At 63.4% G+C, this 21548-nt stretch carries 25 protein-coding genes; 11 read left to right on the top strand and 14 right to left on the bottom strand.

What is annotated here, in order from left to right; genetic code table 11:
• Positions 1–19: 19 nt before the first annotated feature.
• Genes RYZ20_RS09740 through RYZ20_RS09730 form a run of 3 tightly spaced genes read right to left on the bottom strand, consistent with a single transcriptional unit; the run spans position 20 to position 2426 of the window.
• Positions 20–670, bottom strand: coding sequence for an HAD family hydrolase (locus tag RYZ20_RS09740; protein ID WP_317672899.1), 651 nt, complete (start codon positions 668–670; stop codon positions 20–22).
• Positions 667–1230 carry a 16S rRNA (guanine(966)-N(2))-methyltransferase RsmD gene (rsmD, locus tag RYZ20_RS09735; RefSeq protein ID WP_317672897.1) on the bottom strand — a complete coding sequence of 188 codons (564 nt, stop codon included), beginning with the start codon at positions 1228–1230 and terminating at the stop codon, positions 667–669. Before rsmD ends, RYZ20_RS09740 begins: the two co-directional genes overlap by 4 nt.
• On the bottom strand, positions 1227–2426 hold the full coding sequence (locus RYZ20_RS09730; RefSeq protein ID WP_317672895.1) for an NAD(P)/FAD-dependent oxidoreductase: 1200 nt from the start codon (positions 2424–2426) through the stop codon (positions 1227–1229). The genes rsmD and RYZ20_RS09730 overlap by 4 nt, the downstream gene beginning before the upstream one ends.
• A 79-nt stretch (positions 2427–2505) precedes the next feature.
• Here RYZ20_RS09730 and RYZ20_RS09725 point away from each other — a divergent pair, with 79 nt between their 5' ends.
• Entirely contained in the window at positions 2506–2994 is a 489-nt protein-coding gene (locus RYZ20_RS09725; RefSeq protein WP_317672893.1) for a peroxiredoxin, read from the top strand.
• Here RYZ20_RS09725 and RYZ20_RS09720 read toward each other — a convergent pair.
• The 11 genes from RYZ20_RS09720 to RYZ20_RS09670 all read right to left on the bottom strand — a co-directional run bounded on the left by RYZ20_RS09720 (position 2991) and on the right by RYZ20_RS09670 (position 13559).
• Positions 2991–4151: a GNAT family N-acetyltransferase gene (locus RYZ20_RS09720; RefSeq protein WP_317672891.1), complete on the bottom strand. Its 1161-nt coding sequence runs from the start codon at positions 4149–4151 to the stop codon at positions 2991–2993. The two genes, RYZ20_RS09725 and RYZ20_RS09720, sit on opposite strands and share 4 nt — an antisense overlap.
• 30 nt (positions 4152–4181) lie before the next feature.
• Positions 4182–4949, bottom strand: a complete 768-nt coding sequence (locus RYZ20_RS09715; protein WP_317672889.1) for a glycerophosphodiester phosphodiesterase family protein — start codon at positions 4947–4949, stop codon at positions 4182–4184.
• Positions 4946–5404: a RidA family protein gene (locus RYZ20_RS09710; protein ID WP_317672887.1), complete on the bottom strand. Its 459-nt coding sequence runs from the start codon at positions 5402–5404 to the stop codon at positions 4946–4948. Before RYZ20_RS09710 ends, RYZ20_RS09715 begins: the two co-directional genes overlap by 4 nt.
• Positions 5405–5485: 81 nt before the next feature.
• Positions 5486–8944 (bottom strand): chromosome segregation protein SMC, encoded by a 3459-nt coding sequence (gene smc / locus RYZ20_RS09705; protein ID WP_317672885.1) that lies wholly within the window; start codon positions 8942–8944, stop codon positions 5486–5488.
• A gap of 158 nt (positions 8945–9102) precedes the next feature.
• The gene (locus tag RYZ20_RS09700) at positions 9103–9762 is read right to left on the bottom strand and encodes a trimeric intracellular cation channel family protein (RefSeq protein ID WP_317672883.1); all 660 of its coding nucleotides are present in this window, start codon (positions 9760–9762) and stop codon (positions 9103–9105) included.
• Complete coding sequence (gene rnhA, locus RYZ20_RS09695; RefSeq protein ID WP_411572345.1) at positions 9759–10211, bottom strand: ribonuclease HI; 453 nt, start codon at positions 10209–10211, stop codon at positions 9759–9761. The genes RYZ20_RS09700 and rnhA overlap by 4 nt, the downstream gene beginning before the upstream one ends.
• On the bottom strand, positions 10211–10813 hold the full coding sequence (locus RYZ20_RS09690) for a LysE family translocator (RefSeq protein ID WP_317672881.1): 603 nt from the start codon (positions 10811–10813) through the stop codon (positions 10211–10213). Before RYZ20_RS09690 ends, rnhA begins: the two co-directional genes overlap by 1 nt.
• Before the next feature lie 48 nt (positions 10814–10861).
• Positions 10862–11467, bottom strand: a complete 606-nt coding sequence (locus RYZ20_RS09685) for a glutathione S-transferase family protein (protein ID WP_317672879.1) — start codon at positions 11465–11467, stop codon at positions 10862–10864.
• A gap of 9 nt (positions 11468–11476) precedes the next feature.
• Positions 11477–12427 (bottom strand): 4-hydroxy-3-methylbut-2-enyl diphosphate reductase, encoded by a 951-nt coding sequence (ispH, locus tag RYZ20_RS09680; RefSeq protein ID WP_317672877.1) that lies wholly within the window; start codon positions 12425–12427, stop codon positions 11477–11479.
• A 62-nt stretch (positions 12428–12489) separates the two neighbouring features.
• Positions 12490–12936, bottom strand: a complete 447-nt coding sequence (locus RYZ20_RS09675; RefSeq protein ID WP_317672875.1) for a YqaA family protein — start codon at positions 12934–12936, stop codon at positions 12490–12492.
• Positions 12937–13004: 68 nt separating this feature from the next.
• Positions 13005–13559, bottom strand: coding sequence for a LabA-like NYN domain-containing protein (locus RYZ20_RS09670; protein ID WP_317672873.1), 555 nt, complete (start codon positions 13557–13559; stop codon positions 13005–13007).
• A 135-nt stretch (positions 13560–13694) separates the two neighbouring features.
• Between RYZ20_RS09670 and folK the strand changes: the two genes are divergently transcribed.
• From folK to RYZ20_RS09620, 10 genes are all read left to right on the top strand, one after another.
• Entirely contained in the window at positions 13695–14270 is a 576-nt protein-coding gene (gene folK / locus RYZ20_RS09665) for a 2-amino-4-hydroxy-6-hydroxymethyldihydropteridine diphosphokinase (protein ID WP_317672871.1), read from the top strand.
• 78 nt (positions 14271–14348) lie between these two features.
• The gene (gene rpoZ, locus RYZ20_RS09660; protein ID WP_317672869.1) at positions 14349–14705 is read left to right on the top strand and encodes a DNA-directed RNA polymerase subunit omega; all 357 of its coding nucleotides are present in this window, start codon (positions 14349–14351) and stop codon (positions 14703–14705) included.
• A 25-nt stretch (positions 14706–14730) separates the two neighbouring features.
• Positions 14731–16848: a RelA/SpoT family protein gene (locus RYZ20_RS09655; RefSeq protein ID WP_317672867.1), complete on the top strand. Its 2118-nt coding sequence runs from the start codon at positions 14731–14733 to the stop codon at positions 16846–16848.
• 99 nt (positions 16849–16947) lie between these two features.
• Complete coding sequence (locus tag RYZ20_RS09650) at positions 16948–17556, top strand: DUF2062 domain-containing protein (protein WP_317672865.1); 609 nt, start codon at positions 16948–16950, stop codon at positions 17554–17556.
• 58 nt (positions 17557–17614) lie between these two features.
• Positions 17615–18364 carry a pyridoxine 5'-phosphate synthase gene (locus tag RYZ20_RS09645; RefSeq protein ID WP_317672863.1) on the top strand — a complete coding sequence of 250 codons (750 nt, stop codon included), beginning with the start codon at positions 17615–17617 and terminating at the stop codon, positions 18362–18364.
• Positions 18361–18762, top strand: a complete 402-nt coding sequence (acpS, locus tag RYZ20_RS09640; protein ID WP_317672861.1) for a holo-ACP synthase — start codon at positions 18361–18363, stop codon at positions 18760–18762. The genes RYZ20_RS09645 and acpS overlap by 4 nt, the downstream gene beginning before the upstream one ends.
• Before the next feature lie 58 nt (positions 18763–18820).
• The gene (gene lepB, locus RYZ20_RS09635; protein ID WP_317672859.1) at positions 18821–19603 is read left to right on the top strand and encodes a signal peptidase I; all 783 of its coding nucleotides are present in this window, start codon (positions 18821–18823) and stop codon (positions 19601–19603) included.
• Positions 19600–20286, top strand: coding sequence for a ribonuclease III (gene rnc, locus RYZ20_RS09630; RefSeq protein ID WP_317672857.1), 687 nt, complete (start codon positions 19600–19602; stop codon positions 20284–20286). Before lepB ends, rnc begins: the two co-directional genes overlap by 4 nt.
• Positions 20283–21194: a GTPase Era gene (era, locus tag RYZ20_RS09625; RefSeq protein ID WP_317672855.1), complete on the top strand. Its 912-nt coding sequence runs from the start codon at positions 20283–20285 to the stop codon at positions 21192–21194. Before rnc ends, era begins: the two co-directional genes overlap by 4 nt.
• The gene (locus RYZ20_RS09620; protein WP_317672853.1) at positions 21184–21522 is read left to right on the top strand and encodes a DUF1491 family protein; all 339 of its coding nucleotides are present in this window, start codon (positions 21184–21186) and stop codon (positions 21520–21522) included. Before era ends, RYZ20_RS09620 begins: the two co-directional genes overlap by 11 nt.
• Positions 21523–21548: the final 26 nt, after the last annotated feature.

Genomic DNA, 21548 nt, shown 5'->3' with positions numbered 1-21548 from the left:
TCGGCCCCCGTTTTTCGTTTTAGCTAAGGCCGATCAAGGCTGGCACCTGCAACATCGAGGTGAACAGTTCCGCCCCTTCCGCGGCCAAACGCGGTGCGGGGCCGTGGGGCGCGTATCCAAGGCAGCGCATTCCGGCGGCTTTGGCGGCGCGCGCGCCTGCGGGGCTGTCTTCGATCACAACGCAGGCCGCCGGATCAACGCCCAACACCTCGGCGCAATGCAGGTAAAGCCCCGGTTGAGGCTTCGGGCAGCCAAGATCCTGCCCCGAGAACAGCAGCCCTTCAAGGCGGGCCTTGATCTTCGGGTGCTGGCCAAGGGTTGCCTCCATCTTGGCGCCGCGCCCGTTCGAGCCGACGGCAAAGGGGATGCCCTCGGCGTCCAGCCGCTCCAGCAATTCGGGGATGCCCGCGATCAGCGGCGTGCCTTCGCGCAGCATCGCATAGAGGCGGTCGTAATAGCCCTCGACCCAGTCGGGCGGCAGTGCCGCGCCAAGCTCGCGCCCTTTCGAGGCGACGATCTCGATCGTGCCGCCCAGAAACAGGGTTTCCAGTTCCGGGATGGTCAGGGTCAGGCCATAGGCGGCGAATTCGGACTGGATCAACTCAAAGGTCGCGCCCTCGGAATCGACGAGCACGCCGTCGCAGTCGAACAAGATGGCTTGGGGTTTCATGCGGGCATCCGGCAAAGGGTGACAAGGGTCTCGCCATATTTGCGCTGGTCGATCTGTTCAAGCGGCGCGGGACAGGCGGGGGGCGTGTTTTCTTCCCAGACGATCATGGCGCCGGGCGCAATCCAGCCATTTTCAAGACAAGACGCAATCGCCTTTTCGCCAAGCGCTTTGCCATAGGGTGGATCAAGGAAAATCAGGTCATAGCCTGCGCCACGGCACGGCCCCATGCGGGTTGCATCGCGCCGCCAGACATCGGTCACGCCCATCGCGCGCATCTTTTCGATGTTCTGGCGCAAAAGGGCGCGCGCGGCGGTGCCGTCATCGACAAAAGCCACACGCGCAGCACCCCGCGAAAGCGCCTCAAGGCCAAGCGCGCCGGTGCCTGCAAACAGATCCAGCACGCGGGCTTGCGGCACGGGGTTGCCGTGGGTGCCGTTGATCAGCAGGTTGAAAATCGCTTCGCGCACGCGGTCGGTCGTGGGGCGCAGATGCGCCTGCGCGTCGCCCTCGCCCACATCCGCCAGTTTCAGGCCGCGACGGTCTCCGCCAACAATTCTCATTTCATCAGGGCTTTCAGGTCGGTGTCAGGGTTGGCGATTTGGTCTGGGGTGACGGGTTTGGCGCCTTCGATCAGGCGCTTGCCAATCATATAGGCGCGCGCGTCGTTCAGCGCATCGACCGCAATCAGCGCGCCATCGCGGAAATACCAGAAGCTCTGACCGTCGCCGCCGCGGGTGATGACGGTGTCATAGCCCGCGTTCCAGCCTGCGATCTGCAACTTCGCGTCGTATTGGTCGGACCAGAACCAAGGCTTCGGAGCGTAGGGTTGCTCGGCACCCAGCATGTTTTCGGCAACAAGTTCGCCCATGTCGATGGCGTTGCCGACGCTTTCAAGGCGCGTGCGCTGGCCTGCCAATTCGATCTCGGCGCAATCGCCTGCCGCCCAGACATGCGGGGCCGAGGTGCGTCCGAAAGCGTCTGTCACGATGCCGTTGCCGCAGGTGATCCCGGCTGCGCGGGCCAGATCGGTCGCGGGGATGACGCCGATGCCGACGATGCAGAAATCGGCGGGCAGGGTGCGTCCATCGGCCAGCCTGACGCCCGAGATGCGGGTGTCGCCCTCGATCCGTTCGACGCCCACGCCTTCGATGATTTCGGTGCCGTGGCGTTGGTGAAGGGCGCGGATCGCGCTTGCCGTTTCGGCGCTGGCAACGCGGCCAAGGATACGCGGGGCGGCCTCGACCAGCGTAACCTCAAGGCCAAGTTTGCGCGCGACCGCCGCCGCCTCCAGCCCGATATAGCCACCACCAATCACCACAAGGCGTGCGCCTTCGCGGAACTCGGGCGCCATGCCATCGACATCGGCCAGAGTGCGCACAGTATAAACGCCCTCCAGATCGCCGCCGATGGACGCGGGCAGGCGACGCGGGGGCGCGCCGGTGCAAAGTGCCAGCTCGTCATAGGCCAAGGTGTCACCACCTACCGTGACCGTTCGGGCGGCGGGATCAATCGTCTCGACCGGCGCGCCAAGGCGCAGTGTGATCCGGTTCTCGGCCCACCAGTCGTCACCGCGCAGCGTCAGGCGCTCAAGCGGCATATCGCCCAGCAGATAAGCCTTGGACAGAGGGGGGCGCTGATAGGGGGGCACGGGTTCGTCACCGATGATCGTGATCTCGTGTTCGTATCCCTTCGCGCGCAGTTTCGCCGCCATCGAGGCCGCCGCCTGCCCGCCCCCGATAATAATGATCCCCGACATGGATAATCCCTCTGGTCCGCGTTCCGCCCGACCCTATATCGTGAAGCCGGTATACTGCAACGCGAACAGGGAGATGACGATGCGTGTTACGGTGGGAGACAGGCTTCCCGACGCCAATCTTTTGAAAATGGGTGCAAACGGCCCCGAGGCGGTTTCGCTGGCGGGCAAACTGGCGGGGCGCAAGGTTGTGCTTTTCGGCCTGCCCGGCGCGTTTACGGGGATGTGCTCGACCGCGCATATGCCCAGCTTCGTGCGCAACGCCAAGGCGTTCGCGGAAAAAGGCGTGGACGAGATTATCTGCGTGCCGGTGAATGACCCCTTTGTTCTGGCAGCATGGGGCAAAGATACGGGTGCCGAGGCGGCAGGGATCGCGCTTTTGGGTGATACCGATTGCAGCTTTACCAAGGCGATAGGGATGGCGTTTTCGGCCCCGCAAATCGGGCTGATCGACCGCGCGGTGCGCTATTCGATGCTGGTCGAGGACGGGGTTGTGACGATCCTGAACACCGAAAACGGCCCCGGAGTTTGCGACCTGACGGCAGGCGAGGCGCTGCTGGCGCAGCTTTAATCCCCGTCTTTGCGAAATGGCCCGTATCCGGCCAGCGCGGCGATGTCTTCGGTGATCGCCGCGCGCTCTTTGTCCAGATAATCCGCAACCGCCTGACGCAGCCCCGGATGACCGATCCAATGGGCGGAATATGTTGGCACGGGCAGGTATCCTCGCGCGAGTTTATGTTCGCCCTGCGCGCCCGCCTCGACCCGCTTGAGCCGCTGCGCAATCGCCCAGTCAATCGCCTGATGGTAGCATAGCTCGAAATGCAGATGCGCGTGATCCTCGACGCAGCCCCAATAGCGCCCGAACAGTGCCTCGCGCCCGATCAGGTTAAGGGCGCCCGCGATGGGCGCCCCATCCCGCTCGGCCAGCACCAGAAGAACATCGTCGCGCATCTCGTGCAGGTGGTCAAAGAAGGCGCGCGTCAGATAGGGACGGCCCCATTTGCGGCTGCCGGTGTCCTGATAGAACGCCCAGAAGGCATCCCAATGCGCGGGTTGGATCTGGTCGCCGGTCAGATGGCGGATTTCGCCGCCAAAGCCCTGCGCGCGTTCGCGTTCCTTACGCAGCGTCTTGCGTTTGCGGGAACTGAGGCTGGCGAGGAAATCGTCGTAGCTGCGATAGCCCTGATTGAGCCAGTGATACTGTTGCCCGATCCGGTGGAGCCAGCCGTCTGCGGCTACCGCCTCGGCCTCGGTGCAGAAGGTCAGGTGAACCGACGAGAGACCAGATTGATCCGCGATTTGCGCCAGCCCCGCCAAAAGCCCGTGGCGTGCTTCGGCCTCATAGCCCGGTTTGGCCAGCAAGCGGCGCCCTGTGACGGGGGTGAAAGGCACGGCGCCTTGCAGTTTCGGGTAATAGCGCCCGCCCGCGCGTTCAAACGCATCGGCCCAGCCGTGGTCGAAAACATATTCACCCTGCGAATGGGATTTTAGATAAATCGGCGCGACCGCGATCAGATCATCGCCCGCATAAAGCGTGGCATGGTGCGGCGCCCATCCGGTGCCTTCTCCGACCGACCCCGAAGCCTCCAGCGCCGCCAGAAACCGCCAGCGGGTGAACGGGTTAAGCGCGCGGCCCGTTGTGGCCTCGGGGCAGGCGCAAGCATCCCACGCGGGTTCGGGGATGTCGAAAATTGAGCCGGTCAGGCGGAGTTCAAGGGCGCGATCCATCCGGCAAATCTGGAGTGTCGGGCGCCTGCGTCAAGCAGGAAAATCGGCCTGATAACCTTCGAAGGTGATGTTCTGCGCGACGTGGCGGGCGCGGGCTTCCTCGGCGGCAGAGCGGATCGTCCAGCACAGGACATGGCGGCCTTGGGCCTTGAGATCCGCCACCCGAGGGCGGTCCAGATCGGCCGCTTCATGTGAAATGAAGGCGACGTCCAGCGGTTCGGCATCGGGGATCTCGCGCAGCGCATCGCGGCGCGGCGCGGGCAGAAGCGGCCAGTCATCGGCACTATAGGCCGAGGTGGTCAGCCCAAGGCAAAGCGCAGGCGAAGCGTCCCGCAGTGCCGCAATACTATGCGGATTGAAGGACATCAGCGCCAGCGGCCCGACATACCCCGCCACCTGCGCGGCAATGGCCCGTTCCAGCGGGCCGACCGCTGGCCCCATCGCACCATCCTGATCCTTGATCTCGATCAGCAGCGGCACTTGTCCCGCGACAAGGGCCAGAACCTCGTGCAATGTCGGGATGCCCTCGGTCCCTCCGGTAAGCGGGATTGCCGCCAGCTCCGTCGCGCTGCGCCGGGCGATGGCGCCGGTTTCGGCAGTCAATCGGTTCAGCTGATAGTCGTGAAAGACCATCGGAACACCATCTGCCGACGGCTGAATGTCGATCTCGATCCCGTATCCGGCCGCGATGGCCGCACGAATGGCCGCGCGGCTGTTTTCCGGCCGCCCCTTGGCCACATCGTGCAGGGCGCGATGCGCCAGAGGGATTGACAGAAACGCGGGGTCCAGCGGGGTCATTCGACCTCGAAAATCGCTTCGATCTCGACCGCGACGCCAAGCGGCAGGCTGGCAGCGGAGACGGCGGAACGGGCGTGACGGCCTGCGTCGCCAAACACCTCGACCATAAGGTCCGAGCAGCCGTTGACGACCTTGGGTTGGTCGGTGAAATCGGCGGTCGAATTGACAAAGCCTGTCAGCTTGACGACGCGCTTGATGCGGTCCAGTTCACCCGCCGCGGCGCGCGCCTGCGAGATCAGCGCAAGCCCACAGGTGCGCGCGGCTGCGGCACCCTCTTCGACGCTCATCTCCGCGCCAAGTTTGCCCTTGATCAACTCGCCGCCAGCGTTGGAGATCTGGCCCGAGACAAAGATCAGGTTGCCGCTTTGCACGAAGGGTACATAGTTGGCGGCAGGCGCGGGGGCTGCGGGCAGGTCGATGCCGAGTTCGGCAAGGCGGGCTTCGATTTTGGACATGGGGGCTCCGTTCATTCTGTTGGCCGGAGGCTAGGCGGGGTGCGCGCGCGCTGCAAGCGCAATTGCGACCCGAAGGCCAGATCAGGCGACGAGTTGTTCGGCTTTCTTCAGGTCGACCGAGACAAGCTGGCTGACGCCTTGTTCCTGCATGGTGACGCCGAACAAACGGTCCATGCGCGACATGGTGACCGCGTGGTGCGTGATGATCAAAAAGCGCGTTTCGGTGCGCCGTGTCATCTCGTCCAAGAGGTCGCAGAAGCGGGTAACGTTGGCATCATCAAGCGGCGCGTCCACCTCGTCGAGCACGCAGATCGGCGCGGGGTTGGCCATGAACACCGCGAAGATTAGCGCCATCGCGGTCAGCGTTTGCTCGCCCCCCGACAAAAGCGACAGGGTCGAGAGTTTCTTGCCCGGCGGCTGGCACATGATCTCAAGGCCGGCTTCCAGCGGGTCGTCGCTTTCAACCAGTTGCAAGCTGGCCGAGCCGCCGCCGAACAGGTGGGTAAACAGCGTGCGGAAGTTCTCGTTCACCTGCTCAAAGGCGGTCAGCAGGCGCTCGCGCCCCTCGCGGTTCAGGCCAGAAATTCCCGCGCGCAGCTTGCGGATCGCTTCTTCAAGATCGGCCTTTTCCTTAACCAGAAGGTCGTGCTCTTCCTGCACTTCCTTCGCATCTTCCTCGGCGCGCAGGTTGACTGCCCCCAAGGCCTCGCGCTGGCGTTTGAGGCGGTTCACCTCGATGTCCAATTCGTCCGAAGGCGGCATCGTTTCCGGGTCTGCGCCAAGCGTTTCCAGTAGCTTGTCCGGCGTCTGCTCGGTCTCTTCGAGGATGCGGTCGGTCGCGGTTTGCATCGTCTCGCGCGCGGCTTCAAGGCGGGCCTCGGCGCGGGCGCGGGCCTCGCGCACCTCGCCTGCCGTGCGCTCGGCCTCGCGCTCGGTGATCTGGGCTTCGCGCAGCGCGGTTTCGGCGGCAGCCAGCTTGTCGCTGGCCTCGGAGCGGCGCGTCTCGGCGGTGTCGATCTGCTCGGAAAGCTGCTCGCGCTGTTCGGCCAGCTCTTCGGGCCGCGCCATCGCTTCGATCAGTTCCTCTTCGGTCTCATCCTTGCGCTCGATCAGTTCCGCAGACCGCCGCTCGGCTGTTTCAAGGCGGTGTTTCCAGCCCGAAACCTCTTTGGTGATTTCTTGCCGGCGCTTGGTGCGTGCCTCGCCCTCGCGGCGGATCTCGTCGTGATGCGAGCGCTTGGTCATCATCGTGACGCGCGCTGCCTCGACGGTGATCTTGACCGCATCCGCCTCTTCGCGGGCGGATTGCAGGTCTGGCAAAGCCTCCTGAGCGCGCTCGGCCTCTAACAGCGCCTTGCGCGCCGACATCGCCTCTTCCTCGTGGCGGTTCACGGCCAGTCGCGCGGATTCCAGCTTGGAGCCTGCGATAGACTTGTCGCTCTCGGCACGGCTGAGCGCACGGCCCGCTTCGGCCAGGCGCTGGTCGGCGGTGCGGCGGGCCTCGCGGGCAGAGCGGTCGTCTTCGGTCGCATTGCGCAGCGCGATGCTGAGCGCCTCGTGTGCCTGTTTCGCGCCTGCGGCCTGCGCCTCGGCTTCCTCCAGGTCGCGCTTGAGTTCGACAAGGCGGTTAAGCTGTTGCAGGCGAAGTGCGGCGGCGGTCGGTGCGTCCTCGGCGCCAGCGCGGAAGCCGTCCCATCGCCACAGATCGCCCTCCATCGAGACAAGGCGCTGGCCGGGCTTCAGAAGGTGCTGAAGGCGGCAGCCGTCATCGTAATCCGAGACCAGCCCGATCTGGGAAATCCGGCGGCGCAGCACGTCGGGAACCTGCACCTGATCGGACAAAGGCGCCGCGCCCTCGGGGAGCGTTTGCGCTGCATCATAGTCGGGCAGGGAGGTCCAGCCGGTCGCGGCATCCCCCTCAATCTCGGGCGCGCGCAGATCGTCGGCAAGGGCCGCGCCAAGGGCCGCTTCGAAGCCTTTGTCGACGCGCACGCGGTCGACCAGTTGCGTGCCGGTGGCAGCTTCGCGTTCGACCAGACGGGCAAGAGCCGTAACCTCGGCGCGCAGGGCGCCTGCCTCGCCTTCGGCCTCGGACCGGGCGGCACGGGCAGCGGTCTCGCGGGCCTGAACTTCGGCGCGGGCATTATCGGCGGCGATCAGGCTGGTCTCGGCAGCCTCTGCCGCGGCTTCGGCTTCGGACTGGGCGTCTTCGGCGGTGGCGAAATCGTCAGCGGCGCGGGCCAGAGCTTCGGTCGCGGCAGTTGCGGCCTCTTTCGCCTGCGCGGCGGCGGCTTCGGATTTTTCTGCCGTGGCGCGGTTGTCAGCAAGCAGGCGTTGCGCGGACTGGTGGCGTGCGGCCAGTCGGGCGACGTCTTCGGTCTCTTGCGAAAGCTGGGTCTCGCGGGCCGACAGGATTGTCGCGGCGTCCTGCGCCTCGGCGCTAGCGGCGGCGAGGCGATCATCATGCCCCTCTGACGCCTTCTGGATTTGCGCCAGCTCCCATTCAAGCCGCTCGATCGTCTCGCCCGCGTCGCGGTTAAGGCCCGCCTCACGCTCGATGTCGCGGGTCAGTTGTTCGATCCGGTTGCGCAGTGTGCCGATGCGGGTCTGGGCGATTTGTTCCTGTTCGGTCAGGGCGTCGCGCTGCACGGAAAGGCGCTGTAGAATGGCACCTGCAATAGCCTCTTCCTCGCGCAGAGGGGGCAAGGCGTCATCGCGTTCGGCACGGATTTTAGCAGCCTCACGCGCGGCAAGCTCGGCCTGCGCGGTGGCGCGGATTTGGTCAGCATGGGCAGCGTGGGCCTCATCGCGGGCCTGACGAGCCTCGCGCCAGCGGCGATACAGAAGCATCCCCTCGGCGCGCCGCAGGTCTTCGCCGATGGTGCGATAGCGCGCGGCCTGACGCGCCTGACGGGCAAGCGACGCCAACTGGCTGGCAAGCTGTTCGATCACGTCATCAACGCGCAAGAGGTTCTGCTCGGCCCCTTTGAGTTTCAGCTCCGCCTCGTGGCGACGCTGGTAAAGGCCCGAAATCCCCGCGGCCTCTTCCAGAATCCGGCGGCGCGATTTCGGTTTGGCGTTAATCAGTTCCGAGATCTGTCCCTGACGCACCAGCGCAGGGCTATGCGCACCGGTCGAGGCATCGGCGAACAGCATTTGCACATCGCGGGCGCGCACGTCCTTGGTGTTGACCTTATAGGCGGACCCGGCGTCGCGGGTGATCCGGCGCACGATCTCAAGCCCGTCGCTGTCGTTGAACCCCGAGGGCGCAAGGCGCTCGGTGTTGTCGATCTGGAGCGATACTTCGGCGAAGTTGCGGGCGGGGCGCGTGGCGGCACCCGCAAAGATCACGTCCTCCATCCCGCCGCCGCGCATGGCCGAGGGGCGGTTCTCGCCCATCACCCAGCGGAGCGCCTCCAGCAGATTGGACTTGCCGCAGCCGTTCGGGCCGACGACCCCCGTCAGCCCGTCATGGATCACAAGGTCCGTCGGGTCGACGAAGCTTTTGAAACCGTTGAGGCGAAGGCGGGTAAAGCGCAAAGGCGGGTCTTTCCGATTCTGTCAAATTAACGACAGAGTGTCCGCAGGGGGCGGCATTGAGTCAACGCCGAACCCCACGATTTCGCGGGTTTTGATCGGTTATCCACAATATATCGGTGAAATTCGGCCGTTTTGACGCGACGATAAGCGTTCCGTTCCTAGCCGCGGGTGCGGGGCGGGCGGGCTTTGTAGACCGGCAGGCGCCAGCCGAAGCGCAGCGATCCGGCCCGCAGCGCGAAGGTAACGGCGCCACAGGCGACCAGCGCAGGCAGCCCCGTTATGCCAAGTGCCATCAGACCAAGTGCGGTCGCAGCGCCGGCAAAGGCGCAGCTCAGGTAAAGCTCGCCTTGTTTAAGCATCAGGGGCACCTCGTTGCACACCACATCGCGCATCAGCCCGCCGAAGGTGCCGGTCACGACGCCCATCATCAGGACGATCACGGGGCCATGCCCAAGGTTCAGCGTAACCGCCACGCCAGCCGGGACCGCAACCGCCAGCGCGCAGGCGTCCAGCCACAAAAGCGCGCGGTATCGGCTTTCCAGAAGGTGCGCCGTGAAGAACACCAGTATTGCGGCGGCGGTGATCAGGACCAGATACTCGGGCCGCCCGACCCAGAACACCGGATCGCGGCCCAGGAGCAGGTCACGCAGCGTGCCCCCGCCCACGGCCGTCAGAATGGCGATAAAGACAAAGCCGACCAGATCAAGCTGCTGGCGCGAGGCGACAAGCGCACCGGTCAGCGCGAACACCAGCACGGCGGCATAATCGAGCGTCGCGCCGATCGGCAGGCCCGCGAAGGTTGTCGCCAGATCCGTCATTTCGATTTGAACGGCGCCATGCCCGCGCGGGCCAGCTCGTCCGCGCGTTCGTTTTCGGGGTGGCCCGCGTGACCCTTGATCCATTCCCATGTGACGCGGTGGCGGGCCTGTGCGGCATCGAGGCGCAGCCAGAGATCGACGTTCTTCACCGGCTTCTTGTCGGCGGTCTTCCAGCCGTTCCGCTTCCAGCCGTGAATCCAGCTAGTGACCCCGTTTTTCACATATGCGGAATCGGTGGTGATGGTGATTGCCACGTCGCGCGACAGCACCTCAAGCGCGTTGATCGCTGCCAGAAGCTCCATCCGGTTGTTGGTCGTGTCGGCCTCGCCGCCGCTGAGTTCGCGCTCTTTCAGGAGGCTTTCTCCCTCCATCGCGCGCATCAGCACACCCCAGCCACCGGGGCCGGGATTGCCCGAGCAGGCGCCGTCGGTCCAGGCGAGGAATTCCATCAGGCGCGCTCCATCGCGAGCTTCAGGCCCAAGAGCGCAAACGAGGCAGCAAAGGCGCGGCGCAGCCAGTCGGCAACACGCGGGCGCGACAGAACCTGCTGGCGCCCGGTTGCTGCAAGGGCTGCGTAGCCAACGAAGACGACAAAGGTCATGACGGTGAAGGCAATGCCCAACAGAACCATCGTTTCGGGACCGTCGGTCGGGGCGATGAACTGCGGCAGGAAGGCCATGAAGAACATCGGCAGTTTCGGATTAAGCAGGTTGAGCAAAATGCCCTGCCGGAAGATGCGGCGAAGCGGCATTGGCTCGGCTGCGGCAATGCGCAACCCGCCCGTGTCCTTCAGCGTTCCCCACGCCATCCACAGCAAATAGCCGACGCCTGCGAATTTGATCGTCTGGAACAGCACGGCAGAGCTATGCAGAACCGCCGCCAGTCCGGCCATCGCGATGCCCATATGCAAAAGCGGTGGGATCGAGCAGGCAAGCGCCGCCCAGACACCTGCCTTGAACCCTTGGCCCAATGTGACCGAAAGGGTGAAGACGACGCCAATCCCCGGTGCGAGGCAGACGATCAGGGCGGTTAGCAGAAATTCGATGCTCATCGGGGCCTCGGGGTTGGGGGCGGGGCGCCAGAGTGCCCCGTTGAATGGTCAGTCATCAAGGCCAATATAGCCGGGCAAGGTGGCGATACGCGCGAGCCAGCCGCGGAGCGCGGGGAAGGGGGCCAGATCGTATCCGCCGCGCGACTCGGCGGTGTGCGTGTAGGCATAAAGGCAGATGTCAGCGAGGCTGATCGCGTCGCCTGCCAGCCAATCGTGGCGCGCGAGGTGATCGTCCATGATCTTCAGCAGGGCGTTGCCCGAGACCAGCAGATCAGCCATCCGTTCGGGGGTGGCTTGCGCCGCGCGGTGGGGGTAGTTGCGCAGCGCCGCGCGCACGGCGATGACGCCTTCATGCTGGTTCTGCTCCCAGAACATCCACGACAGCATCTGCGCGCGGACAAACGGATCGGCGGGGATGAAGCGCGTCCCTTGCCCGAGGAAATTCAGAATGGCGTTCGATTCAGGCAGCACACGGCCATCATCCAGATGCAGCACAGGAGCCTTGCCGAAGGGCAGCGCGCCCGATGCCTTGGCCTGATCCAGCGCGTCGGTCAGATATTCAACGTCGACGCGCTCATAGTTTTGCTCCAGGAACGCCAGCAGCAGGCGGACCTTATAGCTGTTACCCGACGAGGGCATGTTATAAAGCTTCATCTCTACCCCTTACACAGCCGCTTCGCGCAGGACGCGCGGCACTTTGAACTCGATGTCTTCGCGGGCGGTTTCGACCAGTTCAACGGTCACATCGTAATGCGCGCGGAAAGCGTCGATTACCTCGTTCACCAACAGTTCGGGTGCCGAAGCGCCGGCGGTAATGCCGGCCGCCTTGATCCCCTCCAGCGCGCGCCAGTCGATGTCGGAGGCGCGCTGCACAAGCTGGCTATAGGCGCAACCGTTCGCGCTGCCGACCTCGACCAGCCGCTTGGAGTTCGACGAGTTCGGCGCGCCGATCACCAGAAGTGCGTCGATCGAGGGCGCAACCGCCTTGACGGCGGCCTGACGGTTGGTGGTGGCGTAACAGATGTCCTCTTTCGCGGGGCCGACGATCTGCGGGAAGCGGGCTTGCAGCGCCTCGACGATACCTGCGGTATCATCGACCGAAAGCGTGGTCTGGGTGATGAAGGCAAGGCGCGCGGGGTCTCGTGGCTGGAGCTTGGCCACATCGGAAACGGTCTCGACCAGCAGGACTTCGCCATCGGGGAGCTGCCCCATCGTGCCCAGAACCTCGGGGTGGCCTTCGTGGCCGATCATCACCATCTGGAGCCCCTGCCCGAAGTGCCGCTCGGCCTCGTTGTGGACCTTGCTGACCAGCGGACAGGTCGCGTCGACATAGATCATCTCGCGGCGGCGCGCCTCGGCGGGGACGGATTTCGGAACGCCGTGGGCAGAAAAGATAACCGGGCGGTCATCAGGGCATTCGTCCAGTTCCTCGACAAAGACGGCGCCTTTGTCACGCAGGCTGTCGACGACGAATTTGTTATGAACAATCTCGTGGCGAACATAGACTGGCGCCCCCCATTTCTCGATCGCCATTTCGACGATCTTGATCGCCCGATCAACGCCCGCGCAAAACCCGCGCGGGGCCGCCAGATAGAGAGTGAGAGATGGTTTCATGGGTGCCGCTCCTTTATCCGGTTTCAGACCTAGTCTGCGGGGCGGCTGGCGTCCAGTGCGAGTTACCCCGCAAGCGCGATTGCACGGGCGGTAAGCCACGCAAGCACCGCATAGCGTCCGGTCTTGGCCAGAAAGACAAGCGGCAGGAAAACCACCAGTCTTTGGCGCAAGACGCCCGCAACAAGGCAGATCACATCGCCGCCCGGTGCCCAGCTGACCAGAAGGGCCAGCGGTCCCCATTTGCCGAACCAGCGTTCTGCACGCGACATCTGGGCCTCGGTCGCGGGGAACCATTTGCGGTCGCGCCAGCGGGTGATGCCGAAGCCGATCACATATGTAATCGCGGCGCCGATGGTGTTGCCGATGCCCGCCACCAGAACAAGCTGCCAAATGGGGGCATCGCCCGTGGTTTGCAGAGCGACAAAGACGACCTCGGATTGAAACGGGATCGGTGTCGCCGCCAGCAGCGCCGACAGAAACAGGCCAAAAAGGGTGAGCGCTTCGAACATGGCGCCTGTCTATGCGGCATAGCGCAAAGAGAAAAGAGCGCGCTTTGGGCGCGCGCTCTTTCAGGGTCTTAGTATTCCTCGCCTTCGCGCGGTTCGCGTGGCGGGCGCCCGATTACATCGCGGAGCGCATCCAGCTCGATGAAATTGTCGGCCTGACGGCGCAGCTCGTCCGCGATCATCGGCGGCTGCGACCGGATGGTCGAAACCACCGACACGCGCACGCCCTGGCGTTGCAGGCTTTCGATCAGCGGACGGAAGTCACCATCGCCCGAGAACAGCACCGCATGGTCAAGGCGCGGCGCAAGCTCCATTGCGTCGACGGCAAGCTCGATGTCCATGTTGCCCTTGACCTTGCGGCGGCCCATGGAATCCGTGTATTCCTTCGCGGGCTTTGTCACCATCGCGTAGCCGTTGTAGTTCAGCCAGTCGACCAGCGGGCGGATCGGTGAATATTCTTCGTTTTCCAGAAGGGCGGTGTAATAGAAAGCGCGCACCAGCTTGCCGCGGCGCTCGAATTCCTGACGCAGCAGCTTGTAATCAATGTCGAACCCAAGGGACTTGGCCGCAGCGTAAAGGTTCGATCCATCAATGAACAGCGCGAGCCGTTCGTCCTTATAGAACATCGGGATTCCTTTTTATGTCCTGGCCGCCTTGCGTCCAAACATCGGACGCTACAAAAATGGCTACGTAAGTCAAAAAGACGGGCCTCTATCTAGGACGATGGTAGTCGGGCTCAAGCAGAAAGGGTATCTGTCTAAATGGACAGGCATACTTACCAGATTGCCCTTGGCAGCAATCTGGAGATCAACGGCCAGCCCCCCGCAGCAATTCTGATGGCGGCGCTGTCCGCGCTTGGCCGCGCGGGTTGCGAGATAGCCGCGATCAGCCGGTTTTATCGCACGCCCGCCTATCCGCCGGGGTCCGGGCCGGAGTTTGTGAACGCCTGTGCGACGATAGTGTCGGGGCAGGGACCAGAGGAGGTGCTTGCGCTGTTGCACGCGGTTGAAGCCGAGCTTGGCCGGACCCGCACGCATCGCTGGGAAGCGCGGGTTGTCGATCTGGACTTGCTGGCCTGCGGCGATCTGGTGCTGCCCGATCTGGAGGTGCTGGCCGAATGGCGAAACCTGCCCCCCGAAGAGCAGCAGCGTATCGCGCCCGAGTGCCTGATCTTGCCGCATCCGCGCCTGACCGAGCGCGGTTTCGTGCTGATTCCCCTGATGGATATTGCGCCCGACTGGCGCGACCCGATCAGCGGGAAATCGGTGGCGGAACTGGTTTCCGCCCTGCCTAAGGCGGAAAAAGCGGCGATCAGGCCGGTTTTCCCCGCGAATTGATGTGATTGGGCGCTTGTCATTCGTGGACGTGCGGCCTAGATAAGCGGTTCAACTCTCCCAAGTCGACTGGAGTAGATCATGGCCCGTGTGACGGTTGAAGATTGCGTGGACAAGGTTCCGAACCGCTTCGAGCTGGTAATGCTCGCCGCACATCGTGCGCGCGAAGTTGCCGCCGGTGCGCCTCTGACCGTGGACCGCGACAACGACAAGAACCCGGTTGTGGCCCTGCGCGAGATCGCGGACGAGACCCAATCGGCAGACGATCTGCGCGAGCGTCTGATCGAGGCAAACCAGACCCAGATCGAGGTCGATGAGCCCGAAGACGATTCGATGTCGCTGCTGATGGGTGGCGAAGCCACCGACAAGCCGTCGGAAGACGATATGTCCGAAGAGCGCATGTTGCGCGCTCTGATGGATGCGCAAGGGCGCGAATAACCGATAAGGGACGGAACGGGCGCAAATGATCGACGTCGAAGACCTGATCGCGCTCGTTCGCCTTTATAACCCCAAGACAAATGATGATCTGATCCGCCGTGCCTATGCCTACGGGCTGGAGATGCACGAGGGACAGTTCCGTCATTCGGGTGAGCCCTATTTCACCCATCCCGTCGCTGTTGCTGCCATCCTGACCGAGCAACGGCTGGACGATGCGACCATCGTCACCGCGCTTTTGCACGACACGATCGAAGACACGCGCTCGACCTATGCCGAAGTGTCCAAGCTGTTCGGCGAGGATGTGGCCGAGCTTGTGGATGGCGTCACCAAGCTGACCAACCTTCAGCTTTCCTCGTCGGCCTCGAAACAGGCGGAAAACTTCCGCAAGCTGTTTATGGCGATGTCCAAGGATCTGCGCGTGATCCTTGTGAAGCTGGCCGACCGTCTGCACAACATGCGCACGATCAAGTCGATGCGCCCCGAAAAGCAGGCGCAAAAGGCGCGCGAAACGATGGAGATCTATGCTCCGCTGGCGGGCCGCATGGGGATGCAATGGATGCGCGAGGAGCTGGAAGACCTCGCCTTCAAGGTGCTCAACCCCGAAGCGCGCACCTCGATCATCCGCCGATTTATTTCTTTGCAGAAAGAGTCGGGCGATGTGATCCCGCAGATCACCGCCGATATTCGGCATCTGCTGGAAGAGGAAAACATCGAGGCCGATGTCTTTGGGCGCGCCAAACGCCCCTATTCGATTTGGCGCAAGATGGAAGAGAAGCAGCTTACCTTCTCGCGTCTGTCGGATATTTACGGCTTCCGGGTGATTACCCGTTCCGACACCGATTGCTACCGAGTGCTCGGGCAGATCCACCGTCGCTGGCGCGCGGTGCCGGGGCGGTTCAAGGATTACATCTCGCAGCCCAAGACGAACGGCTATCGCTCGATCCATACCACGGTGTCGGGGCGCGATGGCAAACGTGTCGAGGTGCAGATCCGCACCCGCCAGATGCACGAGGTTGCCGAAGCGGGTGTGGCCGCGCACTGGTCCTATCGCGATGGCGAGCGCGCGGCGAACCCGTTTGCAGTTGATCCTGCCCAGTGGATCGCGACCCTGACCGAGCGTTTCGGCGAGGGGGATCACGACGAATTCCTCGAGAACGTCAAGCTTGAGATGTATTCGGATCAGGTGTTCTGCTTCTCGCCCAAGGGCGATGTCGTGAAGCTGCCCAAGGGGGCGACGCCGATTGATTACGCCTATGCGATCCATACGCGGATCGGCAATTCCTGCGTCGGCGCCAAGGTGGACGGTATCCGTGTGCCGCTGTGGACGCGGCTGAAAAATGGCCAGTCGGTCGAGGTGATTACCGCCGCAGGCCAGCGCCCGCAGGCGACGTGGCTTGATATTGTGAAAACCGGTCGCGCGCGCGGGGCCATCCGCAAGAGCCTGCGCGAAGAGGACCGCTCGCGTTTTGTGAAGCTGGGGTCCGAACTGGCGCGTGTGGCGTTTGAACACGTCGGGCGCAAGGTCTCGGACAAGGCGCTGCGCACGGCGGCCAAGACGCTGGGGCTACCGGATGAGACCGAACTTCTGGCGATGCTTGGGTCGGCAGAGCTATCGGCCTCCGAGGTGCTGAACGCGCTCTACCCCGAGCTTGCCGCGCGTCAGGCTGATACGGTCGAACCCAAGCGCGCGGTGCTGGGCCTCGGTGCTGATCAGGATTTTCACCGTGCGAATTGTTGCCAGCCTCTGCCGGGCGAGCGGATCGTCGGCATCACCTATCGTGGGCAAGGTGTGGTGATCCACTCGATCGACTGTCTCGCGCTGGAAGAATTCGAAGATCAGCCCGAACGCTGGGTTGACCTGCATTGGAGTTCGGGCCAGCATCCGCCGGTCTATTCGGCGACGCTTAAAATTACGATTGCCAACGATGCGGGCGTATTGGGGCACATCTGCACCTTGATCGGGCAGCAGAAGGCCAATATCTCGGATCTGAAGTTCACAGACCGGAAACCGGACTTTTACTCTCTCGTCGTAGAGGTCGATCTTCGGGATGCCGAGCATCTGCACATGCTGCTGACCGCGCTTGAGGCTGAGTCGGACGTGGCGCAGGTCGAACGTTGGCGCGACATCTCGCGCAGACCCTGACGCGAGTGGCCCTGGGGGCCGAAAGGACGAAGACGGTTGTTCAAACGGCGCGATAGACGGACCTTCTGGCAGTCGGTCCGCGAGGCTGTCTGGCCGAAGATGGGTTGGACGCGCGCCTTCCATTATGTGAAGCACCGCGTCAATCGTCTGCCGGATCAGCCCCATCGCATCGCGCGCGGCGTTTTCGCGGGCGTGCTGGTGTCGTTCACGCCGTTCTTCGGGTTTCATTTCGCCTCGGCGGCGGCCATCGCATGGGTGATGCGGGGCAATATTCTGGCGGCGCTTCTGGCGACGTTCTTTGGCAATCCGATCACATTCCCGATCATCGCTGTCGGTTCGACGACGCTGGGGCACTACCTTCTGGGGCAGCGCGTCGATCCCGCCCATGCCGAGACGCTGGGGCAGACCTTTGCGGCCGCGGGCCACGACCTGAGCCATAACTTCTTCGCGATGTTTTCAGGGCGTCCCGTGCATTGGGACGGGCTGCACGCCTTTTTCGAGGATGTCTGGCTACCCTATCTCATCGGCGGGATCGTTCCGGGCCTGATCTCGGCGGTGGTCTGCTATTATATCTCGTTGCCGATCATCACGGCCTATCAGAACCGGCGCCGGATGAAGCTGAAGGCGCGGCTTGAGAAAATCCGTGCGAAACTGCCGCATCTGCACCGCGAAAAACACGACAGCGGCGATAAGCCGGATGCGCAGTAAGGGCTTTTGCGCCCTTGGTTTCTCGCGCATACTCTGGCGGCAATAGCATGAGGCTCCCATGTCCAAAGACCTTCGTCTCGGTGTGAATATCGACCATGTCGCAACGCTGCGGAATGCGCGTGGCACGGCTTATCCCGATCCGGTGCGTGCGGCCCTTCTGGCGCAGCGTGCAGGCGCGGATGGCATTACCGCGCATCTGCGCGAGGACCGGCGCCACATCCGCGATGCGGATATGGCCGCGCTGAAAGAGGCGCTGGCGATCCCGCTCAATTTCGAGATGGCGGCAACCGCAGAGATGCAGAAGATCTGTCTCGCGACAGCGCCGCACGCGGTCTGCCTTGTGCCCGAAAAGCGCGAAGAGGTGACGACCGAGGGCGGGCTGGATGTGGCGGCGGATGCTGCGCGCCTGACCGATTATGTTGGGGCTTTGGCCGAGGCGGGTATTCGCGTGTCGATGTTTATCGGCCATGACCCGCGCCAGATCGAGGCTTCGGCGGCAGTTGGAGCGGCGGTGATCGAGCTACACACCGGCCATTATTGCGACCTGCATTACGAGGGCCGTTTCGACGCGCGTGATCTTGAGCTTGAAGCCCTGCGCGCGGGGGCAAAACTTGCGGCGTCTCTGGGGCTTGAGGTGCACGCGGGCCACGGGCTGACCTATGAAACGGTCGCGCCGGTTGCTGCGATCCCGCAGATCCGCGAGCTGAACATCGGTCATTTCCTGATTGGCGAGGCGGTGTTCGTCGGGCTGGACGCGGCGCTTGCGCAGATGCGCAGCCATATGGATGCGGCGCGGGGGCGCAAGTGATCCTCGGCATCGGAACCGATCTGGCCAATATCGAGCGGATTTCCGCGACGATCGAGCGTTTTGGCGAACGTTTCAAGACCCGCATCTTCACCGAGGCCGAACAGGCCAAGGCCGAGCGGCGCAAAGATGTCGCTGGCACCTATGCCAAGCGTTGGGCCGCGAAAGAGGCGTGCTCCAAGGCGCTTGGCACGGGGCTGCGCATGGGGATTTCGTGGCGCGACATGGCTGTGACGAATCTGCCCACAGGCCAGCCCGTGATGGAGCTGACCGGATGGGCGGCGGAACGGCTTGCCCAGATGACGCCCGAGGGGCATGAGGCCATTGTTCACGTCACCTTGACCGACGATCACCCCTGGGCACAGGCTTTCGTGGTGATCGAGGCGCGCCCCCTTCCTTGACTTGCGCGCCTGCCTCGGCCAAGGAAGGCGGAAGTTTTATCAGGGGATACAGGCACAGATGTCAGGCAAATCCGAAAGTGGCGTCCTTGAGACGATCAAGACAATCGTCTGGGCACTTCTGATTGCGGGTGTATTCCGCACGCTTTTTTTTCAGCCGTTCTGGATTCCGTCGGGCTCGATGAAAGACACGCTGCTGATCGGCGACTTCCTGTTCGTGAACAAAATGGCCTATGGCTATTCGCAGCACTCCTGCCCGATGTCCGCCTGCCCGATCGAGGGGCGGATTTTTGCCTCTGATCCTGTGCGCGGCGATGTGGTTGTGTTCCGTCACCCGACACGCGGCGTCGATTTCATCAAACGTCTGATCGGCCTGCCGGGCGATACCGTGCAGGTGGTGGACGGTGTGCTGCAAATCAACGGCGCGCCGGTCAAGCTTGAGGATGGTGGCAAGTTCATCGAGACCAAGGCGCTGCAAGGCCCGAACCAGCTTATGCCGCGGTGCGAAAACGATCCGGTTGGCCAGGGCGCTGACTGCGTGAAAACGCGCAAAATCGAGACCCTGCCGGGCGGCACGCCGCATTCGATCCTGAACATCACGGATAACTGGGTGGCTGATAACACGCCGGTTTATACCGTGCCTGCGGGGCAGTATTTCTTTATGGGCGACAACCGCGACAATTCCGAAGACAGCCGGTTTGCGGCCTCTTCGGGTGGCGTCGGCTTTGTCCCTGCCGAATACCTGATCGGTCGCGCCGACCGGATCATGTTCTCATCGGCGGGGCGGTCGCTGTTCTTCTTCTGGACGTGGCGTCCGGATCGCTTCTTCAAGGCTATCGAGTGAAAATCGGCACTGACATAACCGCTTTCATGGATCGGCTCGGGCATCGTTTCGCGAAGCCCGAGCTTCTGCTTCGTGCGCTGACGCATAGTTCGATCAGCTCGGCCACGCGGCCCGACAACCAGCGGCTGGAGTTTCTGGGCGATCGCGTGCTGGGCCTCAGCATGGCCGAGGCGCTGTTCAAGGCTGACAAAGCCGCCTCCGAAGGCCTGCTTGCACCGCGCTTCAATGCACTGGTGCGTAAGGAAACCTGTGCCGATGTGGCGCGTCAGATCGACCTTGGATCGGTGCTGAAACTGGGCCGTTCCGAGATGATGACGGGCGGGCGGCGCAAAGAGGCGCTTTTGGGCGATGCGATGGAGGCGGTGATTGCCGCCGTCTATCTGGATGCCGGGTTCGAGGCGGCACGCGACCTTGTGCTGCGGCTTTGGGGTGCGCGGGTCGATGCCGTCGAGGATGACGCACGCGATGCGAAGACCGCGCTTCAGGAATGGGCGCAGGCGCGCGGGCAAAAACCGCCGAAATATGAGACACTCTCCCGCGAGGGGCCAGATCACGCCCCTGTCTTCACCATTGCGGTGACGCTTGAAACGGGGGAAAGCGCGCAGGCCAAGGCTGGCGCGAAACGGCAGGCGGAACAATCCGCCGCCAAAGCTTTGTTGGTTCGAATGGAGGACCAGAAATGACCGAGACGACCCGCTCTGGCTTTGTTGCCCTGATCGGCGAGCCGAACGCCGGCAAATCGACGCTGCTGAACCGGATGGTGGGGGCGAAGGTCTCGATCGTCACGCATAAGGTGCAAACCACGCGCGCGCGTATTCGTGGCGTCGCGATGGCCGGACAGGCGCAGATCGTGTTTATCGACACGCCCGGTATTTTCCGCCCGCGCCGCCGCCTTGATCGGGCGATGGTATCGGCGGCCTGGGGTGGGGCGGCAGATGCCGATGTCGTGGTGCTGCTGATCGAGGCGCATCGCGGCCTGACTGAAGGCGCGAAGGCGATTATCGCCGCCCTGCATGAACGCGAAGGCGCGCAGCCGGTCGCGCTTGCGATCAACAAGATCGACAAGGTGAAGGCCGAAAAACTGCTGGAGCTGTCGGCCGAGCTGAACGAGGCGTTCCCCTTCGCCAAGACTTTCATGATTTCGGCCGAGCGCGGCTACGGCGTCGAAGACCTGCGCGAATGGCTGGCCGAGCAACTCCCCATTGGTCCGTGGTATTACCCCGAGGACCAGATCGCTGATTTGCCGATGCGCCAGATTGCCGCCGAGATCACGCGCGAGAAACTGACGCTGCGCCTGCATGAGGAGCTGCCCTATCAGCTGACCGTCGAGACCGAGAAATGGGAGGACCGCACCGACGGTTCTACCCGTATCGACCAGTTGATCTATGTCGCGCGCGATGGCCACAAGGGGATTATCCTTGGTAAAGGCGGCGAGACGATCAAGGCGATCTCCAAGGCAGCCCGTGCCGATATGGCCGAGTTTCTGGGCCGTCCGGTGCACCTGTTCTTGCAGGTGAAGGTCCGCCCGAACTGGCTGGACGAGGCCGAGCGCTATTCGGAAATGGGTCTGGATTTCAAGGATGGCGACTGAGAGCCTTGCCGCTGACCTTTGGGTCCGCGCCTATCTCAAACGGCTCGAACTGGCCCATATCCCGGCCTATATCACCCATCGCGGGAATGCTCATGCCGGGGCGGTTCTGGTGAAATGCGCGCTTTTGGATGGCACGGCGCGCGCCTATCAGCGCAGCTTTGACCTGATGACAGGCGCGCGGCAATGGATGGTGCTGACCGAGGGGCCAGAGCGCGAGGTCGACGAAAGCATCCGCAAGCAGCGTGGTTTTGACCCTGATCTGTGGGTGATCGAACTGGAAAGCCGCGAGGGGCGCACGCTTCTGGAAGAAGAGGGTCTGAAGGACTGACTTCCCCCCTTTCGCCCGCTGGCATA

The sequence above is a fragment of the Pseudothioclava alba genome, assembly GCF_033100795.1.
Classification (GTDB): domain Bacteria; phylum Pseudomonadota; class Alphaproteobacteria; order Rhodobacterales; family Rhodobacteraceae; genus Pseudothioclava.
Note: the sequence above shows the minus strand (reverse complement) of the source record. Positions and strands in the feature narration are given on the sequence as shown.